9 protein-coding genes are annotated in these 15,632 nt (G+C 33.4%); all 9 read right to left on the reverse strand.

Going from position 1 to position 15,632, the window contains the following annotated elements; all coding sequences use genetic code 11:
• Entirely contained in the window at positions 1-1,242 is a 1,242-nt protein-coding gene (locus QBK95_RS02355) for an acyloxyacyl hydrolase (RefSeq protein ID WP_280930156.1), read from the reverse strand.
• Between the two features lie 139 nt (positions 1,243-1,381).
• A complete protein-coding gene (locus tag QBK95_RS02360; protein ID WP_280930158.1) occupies positions 1,382-2,512 on the reverse strand; it encodes a hypothetical protein in 1,131 nt (376 codons plus the stop codon).
• A 165-nt stretch (positions 2,513-2,677) separates the two neighbouring features.
• Entirely contained in the window at positions 2,678-3,247 is a 570-nt protein-coding gene (locus QBK95_RS02365) for a phosphatase PAP2 family protein (RefSeq protein ID WP_280930160.1), read from the reverse strand.
• 37 nt (positions 3,248-3,284) lie between these two features.
• Positions 3,285-3,512 carry a DUF8828 family protein gene (locus QBK95_RS02370; RefSeq protein ID WP_280930162.1) on the reverse strand — a complete coding sequence of 76 codons (228 nt, stop codon included), beginning with the start codon at positions 3,510-3,512 and terminating at the stop codon, positions 3,285-3,287.
• A 117-nt stretch (positions 3,513-3,629) separates the two neighbouring features.
• On the reverse strand, positions 3,630-4,700 hold the full coding sequence (locus tag QBK95_RS02375) for an OmpA family protein (RefSeq protein WP_280930164.1): 1,071 nt from the start codon (positions 4,698-4,700) through the stop codon (positions 3,630-3,632).
• A 141-nt stretch (positions 4,701-4,841) separates the two neighbouring features.
• Positions 4,842-6,230 carry an MATE family efflux transporter gene (locus QBK95_RS02380; RefSeq protein WP_280930166.1) on the reverse strand — a complete coding sequence of 463 codons (1,389 nt, stop codon included), beginning with the start codon at positions 6,228-6,230 and terminating at the stop codon, positions 4,842-4,844.
• A gap of 133 nt (positions 6,231-6,363) precedes the next feature.
• Positions 6,364-8,628 carry a carbohydrate-binding protein gene (locus QBK95_RS02385; protein ID WP_280930168.1) on the reverse strand — a complete coding sequence of 755 codons (2,265 nt, stop codon included), beginning with the start codon at positions 8,626-8,628 and terminating at the stop codon, positions 6,364-6,366.
• 213 nt (positions 8,629-8,841) lie between these two features.
• A complete protein-coding gene (locus QBK95_RS02390) occupies positions 8,842-12,729 on the reverse strand; it encodes a carbohydrate-binding protein (protein WP_280930171.1) in 3,888 nt (1,295 codons plus the stop codon).
• 437 nt (positions 12,730-13,166) lie between these two features.
• A complete protein-coding gene (locus QBK95_RS02395) occupies positions 13,167-15,551 on the reverse strand; it encodes a cellulase family glycosylhydrolase (RefSeq protein ID WP_280930173.1) in 2,385 nt (794 codons plus the stop codon).
• Positions 15,552-15,632: the final 81 nt, after the last annotated feature.

Genomic DNA, 15,632 nt, shown 5'->3' on the forward strand with positions numbered 1-15,632 from the left:
TTACATATCTAATCGATATACATAGCCTAAACTTAGTTCAGAAAAATCTGCTTGACCTAAATTAGCATTGATATGCGCCGCAATGAACAGGTTGTTTTTAGGTGCTTTGTTTGTATTTATAAGATATAGTTTTAAGCCCATCCTACTAGAAATAGTTCTTTTTATTTCATAATACCAATCCAACTCTGCAGGCTCATATACGCCATTATATGTTTCGCCTTGACTTATCTGCCAGTCTACTTTATAAAATGGTTTAGATATATTAAGTCCTATTTCGAATTCCATTCCTATGTGTCCCAAAAACAATTCTGCAGTACCAAACAATCCGTAATTAGATGCATACCGCGCTGGGTTATCTCTAAAATGAGGAAATTGTTCAACTACAACTTCACCATCGTTTACAATATAATCATGATAATGTTCATAAAAACGATAATAAAAACCACCTCCATATTTAAAAGTTTTATTAATGACCTTTCCTATAGCAATAGCACCAGAATATACTTCCTTCTTATCATTAAAAACTTCTGAAAGTACATTTTGCCCAATACCTGCGCGTAACGAAAAATACATTTGAGATGTTCGTTTTCTTTCAGGTTTTTCTATAACACTATTCGCCTTGGGTTTTAACGACTTAGAGTTAATCATAGATGAAACACTCAACAAGAATGAATTAAGCCCTTGATTAGGTAATCTAGTATGACCATTAGAGTGGTGCAAGTATCCTAATCCCAGACGCCAATTGAGTCTGTTTCTTTTAAAAATATCATAATACAAGAATGATCGATAAGACCAATTAACTTTTGTAGTAATTCCTTTATTAAAAGGATTCGTTTCAGAATCAAATTGTCTATTCAAATAAGATGCTCCAAAAGCAATATGAAAATTAAAACGATGTCTATTCTTCTTGAATAGTCCAAATTCTACAAAAGGCATTATAGTATATGCATATCCTACTTTTTCTTTATTCCCAAAATCCGTAAATCCAATAGAAACACCTGTTCTAGGATACCCTAATCTAGCCTTCCACTCTTTATCATCGTAAAAGTTAGTATTTCCTAAACTTAAAAAGAAGCCTTTTTGCACATCCGTTTTTGGGAAAAACGTATTAGCTTCCATGGTTTTTCCTAACAAAACTTCAGGAATTATAAAAAACGAATTTTCTTCAGAACGATCTGATATTTGTCCATTTAATGATATACTAACAAATAATATCAGTAGGTAGTAATATTTATACTTCATGTATTTGAGGTCTATTGAGTCTCCATATATTTAAACTCAATCATAATTTTTGCTAAATATAATTATTTGGATACAATCTTTATCTCAAAACATAAAAAGTAGTAACTTTCAAAAAAATAAAATACTGTAATATATAACCTTATTTCTTAGTTAACATCAACACAAAAGGAGGGTTTCCTGATTCATTTGTTGTACTACTCAACACTAATATTTGCTGATCTTCATTCACAATTAACGCAGCTGCGAATGGTGTTTCTGTGCTATCTCCGTGTACTACTCTTCCTGTAATCAATCCTGAGGTTATACTATCTAGCAATATGCTTATACTTTCATCCAAATCCACTATATCATTTTCTATATCTGTATACAAATATCCTTTACCAACTATATCTCCTGCTGTATTTTTATTAAAATTTAATTTAACAGGCAAGGTCTTATCACTTAGTGATTGTGGTTGGTAAACTATACCATTATATACATTATTCTCCAAATCACTGAACGATATCGCAGTATCTTTTTTAAGTGCATATATTCCTCCTTCTCCCAATCCAAAATCCATCATCATAACACCTGCATTGGTAAATTGGCCTTGCGCAATAGTTATTCCTCCTTCTTTAACTTCAATCTGCCCATTACCAATACAATTCATTTCAGGAAATCCATTAATTGGTCCAGAAACTGTACACGTAGTTACAATGCAATCTAGGCTTTGCTTCATTCCCGAAATCATACCACTACTATTAATTTCTATACTGCCATACGCCTCTTCTGTAACTGGATCAAAACTAACGTTTCCAGGTGCTGTTACTATATAATTGTATGAGTCTGATACCATACTACAATCACCTTCGGCTACCAATGCGATTGCATCTCCTTTGATACTTCCTTCTGGTTTAACTATCAATGCCATTTCACTTACTTCGAGTGCATAAAAGAAAGCAGTTCCATCATCTGGAATCTCAGGTGTTGAAGGAGTTACCGTATCAATATTTACGCGAATAAACCCAGAAGAGAACCTTTGGAAATCACCTTCGATACGAATATCATCTACAGTATCGTCGAAGGTTCCTTGATCCCATATCGCTACTATTCTGTTATTAATATTATCGAATTGCCATTCCCAAACATCTCCAGGACTTTGAGTACCTCTATATATTGATATATCTATCATTGGTTCTATAGATACATTTTCGTCATTCGAACACGATATACCTAATAAAAAGAAAAATATAATTAAAAAGCTAGGACGATAGAAGTATGTAGTTTTCATAATTAAAATGTTTACCATTTAGTGTCATTCCTAACAAAAGGTAAACATAGATCTAAATCAATAACGAAATTATCACATAAAAAATGCTATAGAACTCTAGTTTTCTATAGCATTAAAATTTAGTTAAGCACTTTATTTAAAAAAAAGGATTACATATTTTTTTAATTATATCTGCCCATATTTCTTTATCAGAAATACATGTAATCTATATGCTCCAAATCCTAAAAGAATCCCAATAGCCATACCTGTGATTATATCGCCTGGATAATGCACACCTACATAAATCCTACTATAACTAACCACAATAGACCATAATACCATAAACGGAAAGATGTATTTTAATCTTTTTTGTAATGCTAGCCCTGTAAAAAATGCCAACGCCATAGAACTTGCTGCATGCGCAGAAAAGTACCCATGTCTTCCGCATCTCTCAGCGATAAAACGAGTAAACTCTCCGACTCCATCCGCTCTGCAAGGTCTTGGTCGCATAAAAAGCACATTTTTAAATAGATTAGATAACTGATCTGATGCTGCTATCAAAGCAGCTACAATAAGAAGTGTTATTATTGTTCCTCGAATACCAAAATATTTATAAAAGAAATATAGTAACAATACATATAATGGGATTTGATATAACTTTTCAGTCATAAATAGCCAAAATCCATCCCAAAAAGGAGATCCTAAATTATTAAGATATAAAAACAGGTCTTTATCTAATTGTATAAGTTCTTCCATAAGATATAAATAATCACTACTTACATTAAAAAATTAATTACTCATCGTAACGTTCAATCTCTCGATCATAAAAATCATTAGCAGCCTGAAATAAGTTCTCAGCTTCACTTTCTAATTCTTTTTCATCACTTTTATCAAACTCCTCCATCCATTCTACTTCATCGTTTTCTAAATTAATAACGAAACGAGGGAATTCTGTATGGATTACAAAAATTGCTTCTGGGTAATCTGTATTATCTCCTAATAAGAATTTTGGAAAACTCATATATTAAATATTAGTAAGTAACAAAGCTACGAAGTTTACCTTCAAAATAGCAAAAACAAAAAGAGGTAAATTTTAAATTAAAACTTACCTCTTAATATATGATATCACTTTTAGTATCTATTCTATGATAATTTGTACTCTAGCATTAGATCCTAATTCAGAATTATCTATTCCTTCTCCTTCTTTTGGCTCTGAGTTACTTACTCCAGCATATTCTATTAAAGATTCATCAATTCCATTTTCAACTAAATATTCTCTAACAAAACCTGCTCTGGCTGCCGAAAGGATTTCATTTTCGAACTCTATTTCAGAGTCATTCGCATGACCAACGATCTTTATACTATCAAATTTAAACACCTTAAGGTATTGTAGATAAGAATCTAAGGCTTCTTTTATTTCTTCATACACTTCACTTTCGCCAATCAAATATTCGATATCAGAAAAGTCTAAAGCCATATTACAAATATTATCCACAGCAACACCTTGTACATCCTGCATTTCTCTTAATTCTACATCATCAATGTAATAATACGCATCACTAAAAGGTCCTCCTTTTAAAGATTTCCCATTAGGATTATCAGAGAAATAACCAAGGGACACATACTTTTCTGTACCTTTTGCTTTGTACACACCACAGACTTTAGTCCATTCTTTAGTATCACACACCATCTCAGAAGATTCTATATGCAACTTATATTGTGATGTTTCGGTAATTCTAGGAACTCTGGCTGTAAAATAAGACCCGATAGAAGAGGTACAAGAATTACTTGAACGTCCTTCTCCTAATGACACATACATATGAAAATAATAGTACTTACCTGCCTTTAGAGGACTTATCAATTTAGTAACTATCGACTCCTTTGTATTATTACTTGTCACATACAATCCAACTTTTCCTTCTCCTGTTCTAGGTTCTTGTGGACCAAATTGTTTTAAGAAACCTGGCGCTTTATGACTAAATTTCACATCCTTAACCGCAGGGTGATGCGCATCAGGTGAATTCGTAAGGGATTTCCAATTTGAAATTACGCCAAAGTTTCGCATTTCATGCTTAAGTTTCTTAACAGCTGCATTTGTGTTTTCGAAACTTGGATTCGGAATTAAATTCTGTGCTTTAGCATCTTGATTAATACCTAAAATAAATATTATAATAAGTAAAAGGCAAAGGTTAGATTTTGGGCTATTCATCTCTTTTCTTTTCAGTTTAGTTACATTCGAAATATAGTTAAATATTTCTTAATATAAAATATACTTTGACAAGTAACAAAAACTAGTCCAAAAAAAGAAACGAAGTAAAACTATCTATATTGTAAACTATAAAAAAGATTATTATGCTTGGGATACATTCCCCTTTTTTAATACCAAATTTTTACTAAGAGAATTAAATCTTATATATAGTAAAAAAGCAGAAGTTGTTAACCCCGCCAATAGGCCTATCCATATACCTGTACTTTTATATTCAGTATATAGCCCTAGGTAATAACTAATCGGAAAACCAACAACCCAATACGCAATAAAGGTTATTAATGTTGGAATTTTTACATCTTGTAAACCTCTTAATGCGCCAAGCACTGCTACCTGTATTCCATCGGATATTTGAAACAACGCTGCAATGATTAGAAGCTTAGCAGCAATACTTATTACTTCTGTGTTATCTGCAAAATTTTCTACATCACCTACATCCAAATAAATTTTAGGTAGCATATTATTGAAAGCAATAAAAAATATAGCAAATACAATCTCGATCAGAAGTGTAAGTACAAAAATTGAAAAAGCAATTCTTCTCAATTCTCTAAATTGTTGCAGTCCCTTTTGATTTCCAACTCTTACCATCGCTGCAACACTTAATCCCATAGCTACCATAAAGGTCATTGCAGCTAAATTTAACGCTATCTGGTTAGCTGCTTGAGGGTTCTTTCCTAAGATTCCAGAAATCCATATAGCAGCAGTAAAAATTCCTACTTCAAAAAACATTTGTAATGCTGAAGGAAAGCCTAATTTCATTATTTTTTTCAGCATAGCACTTTGTAGTACAAAAAACTTGATATTGGTTACAAAGGCTTTTGATTTTTCTTTTCCTTGAAGGAAAACCCATAAAAACACAACCATAACAACTCTGGATACCAGTGTACCAATCGCCGCTCCAACAATGCCCATTTCTGGAAAACCAAATTTTCCAAAAATCAACACATAATTTAAAATTACATTTACAATATTTGCTATCAAGGTTGCATACATTGGATATCTAGTCATAGATAATCCATCAGAAAATTGCTTTAAGGCTTGAAAAATTACCAAAGGAATCAATGAAACTGCTACCAAATCTAAATAAGGAATTGCCAATTCTACAACCTCAACTGGTTGTTTCATAAGATGCATTAACGGTTTTGCTAATAATATCCCTAGAAATAAAACAATCCCAAGTGTAGTACACAAAAATAATCCGTGCTTAAACGCAGATTTACCGTTACTGAAATTATTTTCTCCGTCTGCTTCTGCAACTAATGGTGTAATTGCTGTAGAAAACCCAATTCCTAATGACATGGCAACAAACATAAAGCTATTTCCAAGAGATACAGCTGCAAGTTCTGCGGTCCCTAATTGCCCAACCATAATATTATCTATCAAGCCCACAAAAGTATGCCCTAACATTCCTAGCATAACTGGTGCAGCTAACCTAAGATTATAACTAAACTCTTTTGTGTATTGATTTAACATTTACCGCTTTTGAACTGGCAAAGATAAGGAGATTCAATTTTTAGATATGGTATCATTAACTCAACTTTAAACATAAAAGAAAAGGCTGCTCTATTATAGAACAGCCCTTTCCCCAGTTGAGTCTGTGGTTAAATCATTGTTTAATCACTTTTTTAGTAGTGATTATTTTATTCGCTTTACTAGTATCTAATACATTTATAATATAGTACCCAGATGGCAAATTGCTCATATCAACAGTATTTCTATCTGTTGTCAACACAATTTCCTGTACAAGTATTCCAGTGGTATTAAATACTTTTATCTTTTTACCTGTCATATCTCTCGAAAAAGTAATGAAGTTGGTAACAGGATTCGGAAATATCTTAACATCATCCTGATTAGTATCATTGTCCCTACTTGAAGTATAGGTAATTATCAATTTAGGTGCTGCTACCGATCCATTTTCTTTGGAAGCAAATGCAAAATCATTTCCTGAAAGTGCATTTAAAATCAATGAAAGTTTATTGCCAGAAATCTGAGATATTTTTAAAGGTATTGTCTTCACACTACCTATAGGAAAATTAGCATTTAGTGTACCGAGTTGTGATCCTTTTCCTGGCTTATTAGCATTAGATAAATTAGTTTCTGTCCAATTATTATTATTCCCTTTATGGATGGTTATATTGCCATTACCTGCATCAGAAAATATAGTGAATTGAAGATCAGCTTTTGTAATAGTTCCATTAATCGAACTGAGATCAAACATCAAATACCCTGTTCTTCTATTTAATTCGATACGTATCATATTGGAATTATTTCTTGATGATCCTTGCAAAAAAGCATCATGAATAGGAGATAACGTTACGGTTTGTTCTACTGGTTGAATCTTTTTAGTTTCAATTTTGTCAATATTATACAAGTATCCTGATGCCCCTTTAAATAATAATCGCAACGTCTTCTCACCTGATGAAAGAGAGACAGTAGTCGTATATTTCTTATAATTATGCCACTGTCCAGTAACAGGAATATTTATTGAACCAACAACAGATCCAAATTCTAAAATATCTATTGTTCCGCCAACACCTTTACTAGAAGCATATACATCAAATGTATACTCGCTATTGGCATCAACATTTACAGAATAATTAGCAAAATCACCATTTCTAATATACCCTAAATTCTTATCAGAAGCTGTTCCAGGTGTATTCTCTATACGAACGCTTCCTGATTTTAATTCAAAATCTTCAGCTTCAAAGGAACCTGGAATATTGATAACATCAGTTGGAGGAACTGAATTATCTTCTACTGTAATATTTACAGACTGAGATGTAGTTACAGCTCCATCATTATCTGTAGCTTTTGCTATTATTGTATAATTTCCCACATTGGCGATAGTCGTGGATGTTTCATAAGGTATAACTTGCTCAGTAGCTGCTAAGCTGTTATTTATAAAAAACTCAACTTTAGCTATAGTACCATCTGTATCTGATGCATTTGCACTCAACGGAATTGTTTTACCTATATCAAAGCTAGTTCCATTTATAGGAGATAAAAGCTCTACTGTTGGTGCGATATTAGGATTATTATCATCAACTAATCTGTACGAACGAACCCAATCATAATATGTAGTTCTAGAATCAGCAGATCCATTCATACCACCATCTGGTGGAACTGGGTTCCAATCATAGGTTTCTGTAACCAAACGTAAATACATAGGAAGATTAAAATCTGCTGGTGGTTTTATCTGACCAACAAATTTTCCGTCCAAATAAAATAAAACTTCACTCTTACTTTTCCACCAAGCACCATAAGTATGGTAATTCTTCCAGGATTCTTCTCCCAATGGAGCTTTATTTCCTTTTTGACCAACAGGTGTACTATTACAAGTAGTACCTCTACTATGTGTATTAGAATTCATATTTCTGATGGTATTGTTTACCCAATTTGCACCATTAGAGTTAACACCTACTGTCTCAGTTATATCCAATTCTGTAGTTCTAACATCACAGCCGCTTCCTTCATTTCTTTTATTGAATAACCAAAAAGTAGAAGACATAAATGTTCTACTCGCTTTCATTTTGCATTCGTAATACCCATATGTTTGGCTTTTTAAAGATCTTACTAAACCTCCAGCATGTGTATATGCTCCTTCTGGAGAAGGTAGTTTATAATTGGTAATCTGCAGATTACCTTCTTTTACTTTTATGGTGTTTTCTTTAAAAATCCCAGGAACTCTTCCTCTCCATTCAGGGCTTTGATCATCCCATTTCGAAAAATCCAGAGCATTACCATTAAACTCATCAGAAAGTGCTTCTACCCTTTCCCATTTTTTCCCTTGAGGAGGTGTTGGCTGTGCAAAAACATTAATTGTCACAAAGAACAACAATAAAACTACTAGTTGATTTGTATTTTTTTTCATGATTAAAATAAGTTTTGTTCTATCAAATCAAAAAGAACAAAGAGTTTTAGGTATTTATAATAAGAAACAATAACACCACTCTATAAATGACTTATAAGCCATGTAGAATTGTGTTATTATCTCTTAAAATAGATGATAAACAATCTTAAAACTACAATTGTTTATTACTCTCTTTAAATTCTATCCTTGATATGATAAGAATTAAAGAGTCTTCTAACGTTTCAATACTTTCTTAGTAGAAAGTATTTTATTCGTTTTACCTGCTTCTAATATATTTACAATATAATATCCAGATGATAAGTGACTTATATCAACTGTGTTTTGACCTTCTTGAAGAACTACTTGCTTCACAAGCACTCCAACTGTATTAAATATTTTGATAATCTTACCTGCTGTAGCTCCAGAAAAATTAATCATATCCACCGCAGGATTTGGATAAAGAGTTATATCTTCAGAATTATCCAGGTCACCTCTATTAGTAGTGTAAGTTATGACTAATTGAGCGCTAGCAACCGATCCATTTTCTTTGGATGCAAATGCAAAATCATTACCTGAAAGAGCATCTATTATCAGAGATAATTTACCCTTAGAAATCTGCGCAGTTTTCAATGGTATTGTTTTAGTGCTACCTACTGGAAAATTAGCGTTTAGTGTTCCTAACTGTGTTCCTTTAGCTGGCTTATTAGCATTAGATAAATTAGTTTCTGTCCAATTATTATTATTCCCTTTATGGATGGTTATATTTCCATTACCTGCATCAGAATAAACGGTAAATTTAAGATCCGCCTTTGTAATAGTTCCATTAATTGAACCGAGATCAAACATCAAATATCCTGTTCTTCTATTCAATTCTACTCGAACCATATCAGAATTATATCTGGTAGATCCTTGTAAGAACGCATCATGTATTGGAGATAAAGCTACGGTTTGTTCTACTGGTTGAACTTTTGTTGTTTTAATTTTATCGATATTATACAGGTATCCTGATCCTCCTTTAAATGATAATCGCAACGTCTTCTCACCTGATGAAAGAGAAACAGTAGTTGTATATTTCTTATAATTATGCCACTGTCCAGTAACAGGAATATTTATTGAGCCAACAACAGATCCAGATTCTAAAATATCTATTGTTCCACCAACACCTTTACTAGAAGCATATACATCAAATGTATACTCGCTATTGGCATCAACATTTACAGAATAATTAGCAAAATCACCATTTCTAATATACCCTAAATTCTTATCAGAAGCTGTTCCAGGTGTGTTTTCTATACGAACGCTTCCTGATTTTAATTCAAAATCTTCAGCTTCAAAAGATCCTGGAATATTGATAACATCAGTTGGAGGAACTGAATTATCTTCTACTGTAATATTTACAGACTGAGATGTAGTTACAGCTCCATCATTATCTGTAGCTTTTGCTATTATTGTATAATTTCCCACATTGGCGATAGTCGTGGATGTTTCATAAGGTATAACTTGCTCAGTAGCTGCTAAGCTGTTATTTATAAAAAACTCAACTTTAGCTATAGTACCATCCGTATCTGATGCATTTGCCACTAAAGGAATCGTTTGTCCTATTTCAAAATTAGCTCCATCGACTGGAGATGTTATAGATACTTGAGGAGGTTTATTTTCATCTCCACAATCTACTAAAACTTCATCGGGCCCATTCCCTGAAGGTTTGGTATAACTTTTAGATAACACAAACTTATCCATCTCAAACCCATCTTCTCTCATAGAAAAGGATATGGTATGAATCCCAGCAGAAGGTATATCTAAATATATCTTTTGTGCTTCTCCACAATGATTTGCATTTGTTCGTTGTTTACTCTCCCAAGTCCATTGGTTTTTACCTGAACACCATTGCATTCTGTTTCCAGAAGCTGGCCAATTTCCATTCAGTCCTACGTGAACTCCATTATCTTCTGATCCTGTAGAATGCGCTCTCACCCACACAAAATATTTTCCTGGAGTTGTAAATTTTACTTTATAATTAATGATTGCAACCTGACCTGCAGTATTAGAAAAACTAACTCCATTAACTAAAGGATCATCATGTGTAACTCTTGTATCGGGTAAAATTTCTAAATATCCTCCTCCACTTGCCCCAGAAGAGTGATCTGGATCTGGATCTGGTGTAGGTGTGGACCCACTTCCATCCAACACATACCATTCTCTATTATCAGTTTTTGATTGACTGTCAAAATGTTCTGCTTCTACAGCTACAACCCCATTTTGTTCTAAAGCTACACATTGATCAGGGTCTCCACCACCTCCATCTTTTTTCTTAATTAGAGCTACCCAATCATTATTATCAGGAGCTACAAGATTTCCGTTTAGGGTAGTAGCATTAGTTAAACCACTACCGCTACGTGGATTATACCATTGTACATTATATTCTGCATTTCCTGAAGGCAAGCTCAAACCTGTAGTACCTCCATTAGGTCTATAAACGGCATATATTTCTCCCGCTTTAGCTAAGACATAATCATTATTATCAGATGTTACTCCATCTGAAGAAGTCATAGTTATCAAATCATCTTGTAAATAATTATTGAAAAATCGTAATGCTCTAGCAGCATCGGCATATTTTCCATCTCTTGATCTATGATTTTGCGCGGTTAAATCTGTCTGGCCTGTACTATATCCATAATAATATTCAACACCAGCTCCACCAGCCATTAATGCACCCCATAATACTCGATGGCGTACTAACTTATCATCTTTACCATCTTGATCCACTCCGATCTGAGCATTTCCTTGTTCATCATTTGCTACTACCCATTTCTTTCCTGCATTCTTTGATTTCTCTATCCAACGTTTAACATCATTATGTACCTTACTTTTATCTGTTTGGATTGAAGCTCCTGTAAGTTCAGAATTATTCCCTAATAAAGGATTATATCGTTGATCTTGTTGTCCAGGATAGGTATGTATTACCACAAGATGATCATAAGGATCTACTTGTTTTATATAACTCGCTGTACTTTTTACAACATTATCTGGTATGGTGGTTTCTTCAGTCAGATTCCAATTAAGTGCTAAATGATGTCCAAAACGAGCTATTAACTCTCGATAGTATAATTTTCTCTGACGCCCAAAAGCATTTCCATCCATTATATTATCGTTTTCAGTCTCCATAGTTTTGAAATGCATATACATTCCTTTCTTATCAGCATATTCAAATATTTTTTCCCATTGCGCAAGTTTAGATACATCGAATCTATCTTTGTGCACTCCTTTGTTCCATTGATCACCATCTCCGTATCCGTTATACTGATTGATACTAACTTTTAATGCATGAGGAAACACATTTTCATCATCACCATGCAGACTCAATGTAAGAAATGAAAACGCATTCACTCCTTTATCAGAAAGATACTTGACTACTCCTAATAACTCTGTTCCTTTTCCACCATTCCAGGTATAATCTCCAGCATCTGCCGCTACATAATCTTGTTGATGAGGGTTCCAGGATTTACGTCTATTTCCTCTGTTAGGTGTATTATCAAAATCATCATAAGCAAGAGTATTCTCTGGCGCATCGGCTCCTGCTTTTATAAACCAATCACCATTAGGACTGTTAGGATTAGTACCTATATGTCTTAGGTAGTGTTGCCCAACATATTTCAATCTTCCTAAATTTTTACTTCTAAAATCTCTCCCCGACTTATTGGATTCTGCAATATCAAAAGATCCTGTATCTCCATTCATAAATCCTGCATTAGAACCTCCAGTATTTATAGCCACATTAGATCCAGACTTAAATGAGGCGGTCCAATTCCAGGTTCCTGTTTGATCTGGTGCAAAATGTACTCTCCATTTATTTCCAGAATCACAACCATTATTTTCTGCATTACCGCAGGCAGCAAAATATCCAGGAACTTTATAACTCCTGTTACTTCCTTGATGTGTAAATGTTACTTCTAATCGATAATCCGAATATGGATTTGGGTTCGCGGTCTCTGATGTATTAGGACCGTTAAAAGTCAAAGTGACTTTATGCCACCTTTTTAATTCTCCTTCTGGAGTTTGTGCTTGTAGCAAAAATCCAAGAAATAAGAATATTAATAAAACGTTGAGTTTAGTTAGTTTCATGATTTAAATTGTCTTTGTGTGTATGGTTTTAAGATATTTATTGGTTTGTATATAAGTATTCAAAGAACGTTTTTTATTGCATTTAATTCTATCCGAAAAAACACAATAACTCTCTAGTTAACAATATTTAACAAGTATTAATTAACAAGGAAAAAGTTAAATTTAGTAGACTTTAATCTTGTTGTTTTTAAGAAAACTATTATGTGATACTTAAGCAGCAGAATTCGTTTAAACATGGCTAGAATTCGATTTAAAATCAATTCGCTATTGATGATTTTCTTTACTGCTTTATAAAGTTTAGAGGAAGATCATCCTACTATCTTACATTGTTTTTTAACTCTTTTTTAACAGAAAAACAAAGCTTATTTCGAGCGGTTATAATAAGAAAAAGAGTGGAGCTAATCTTTAAAAATCATAGCTCCCTCTATATTCAATATTTATCGTTTGATAATTCGTTTGGTTCTGGATTCTTTATTATGATTAAGTTTAATAAAGTATAAACCAGATTTGAGTTCTATAGTGCTTACATCGATTGTATTTACTTTTGATTGCACCTTAATAGTTTTTACTATCCTTCCTGTAATATCTACAATATTAATTCTTGCCCCATTCATTGAATCTGTTAGTTTTATTGACAAAACATCATCTATTGGGTTTGGATATGTTTCTAATCGAAAGTTATGATCTACAACAGGATCCTTTAGTAAATTTGCACAACTTGGAGTTGTATCACTATTGCTAAAATAAATCGTAAAAATCTTACTCTTAGACACTAATACAAAATTGTTTCCATCCATAGCGGCGTAATAAGCCCCATCTAGATTAGGAAATCCAGTTCCAGCAAGGGTAATGTCTGGTTGTATAGCGTTAAAATTCTGACTAGTCACATTATTTTTCAGATCATTCCACCAACTAGGAATTCCATCGTTAGTATTCATAGAGAACTGCCACAACCCGTTATTTTGTAAATCCCAATTAATGGTAAAATTTGTCACATTACTTAAATCAGGGCCTCCAGAACCTAGGACATATATCTTAGTATAAGCAACATTAGCTATTGAAGGTAATGGATTAGATAGAGGTGCTCCAAAACTACAATCATTTCCATTATTAGATTCTGTTATTACAATTGTTACCGTATCTGTATCCGAAATTCCATCTCCGTTGGATGCTATTAAGGTAACTGTATAGTTTCCTTTACTAGTATATTCGTGAGATGCTGTAATCCCTGTACTTGTTGTACCATCTCCAAAATCCCAGTTATATGTTAATGCACTTCCATCTGATATAGTAGAACCCGAAGCATCAAAATTAATTGTTACTGGAGCCTCTCCTCCTGTAACGTCGGATGTTATGTTTGCGATCACCGATGGAGTATTGGTATCCGGATCATTAACTATAATTGTTAGTATTTCTATATCACTTAGTGATCCATCATTGACAGTTACACTTACTTGATATGTTCCTGGCACAGTAAACAGGTGCGATACTCCAATTCCCGTTGCAACACTTCCATCATCAAAATCCCAATCAAACGTCAATGTATCCCCATTTGGATCTGAAGAATTCGAAGCATCAAACTCAACTGTTAAAGGTGCATCTCCTGTAGTTACATTAGCAGTAAAACTTGCTATTGGAGGCAGATTACCTGTTCCTCCGACTACATTAGGAATTAATGGCGCAAAATGTGGGTTAAGAACATCCAGTTTCCATTGATTAACACTGGTCCAATCATCCTGTAAAATACCTCCTGTATCTCCAGAATTAGGATTCATGGTCCAGAAAGTCCATGAATAGATCCCACCCATAAAATCCATCCATTCTGTAAACCAAGTATATGCTATTCCATTAAACGCATCTTGATCTTTAATTCCAAATTCTCCAATAAAAAGTGGTGAAGTATTATTCTCATATAAGTAATGAAAATGTTCCTGCCATAAACCTGGCATATTCTGAGGAAAATTAGATACTGTAAACCAATCTTGTTGAGATACTTCTGGCCCGTATTCATGTGCTGAATACACTAATTTTTCTGGTTTTGACAACTGTACTGGATACTTTTCTGCTCCTTTAAGTTGTCCTCCCCACCAATAAGAATCTCCCTCAAACTCACCAACACCTTCTACCATAATCAAGACATTAGGATTTACTGCCAGTACCGCATTACCGCATCGTTCTGCCGCTTTATTCCAATCTGTAGCTGGATTACTATTCCCCCAAGAAGATCCATGAGGTTCATTATTTAAATCCATTGCCACAACAGCTGAAAAATCTTTATAACGTTCTGCCATAAAAATCCAATCATTAATCCATCGTTCTTCTGAATACTCAGGAGTATACCAATAGGCTTCATTTAAAAACCCATCAGCTGCACGAGAATGATTATCCAAAACAATTTTTATATCATTTTCTTGACACCATCGAACAAAAATATCTAATAACTCTATTGGTGTACTTACTGTTGTTTCTTCCTCATTCATGGGAGAAATGCCAGTGTAAGGATCGGTTCCATATGAATTAATATTAACACTTGCTCCTGGATTGAGCATTTCATTACACCAAGGCACTCTGATCGTATTAAAACCTAAATCTTTAATTTGTTGTAACACACTTTTCATATCTCTACTCCAAATACCATGAGGACTATATAGAGAAGTTTCAAAACCAAACCAATTCACTCCTGTAAGTCGTACCTCTTTCCCTGTACTATCATACAATTTATTTCCTGAAGCTGTCAAAAAATTTTGCTGTTGTGCCAAAATTCCTGATGCACTATTGCATAACAATAGCAGTAGTACTAAATAATTTACGAATCGTTTCATGTATATATTTTTTTCACTATTACGAGCTGTTATAATCTATTTAATCGAATTAGTTTACATAAAAAGGCTACCCAAATCCAT

The organism is Aquimarina mycalae, assembly GCF_029906345.1.
Lineage (GTDB): Bacteria > Bacteroidota > Bacteroidia > Flavobacteriales > Flavobacteriaceae > Aquimarina.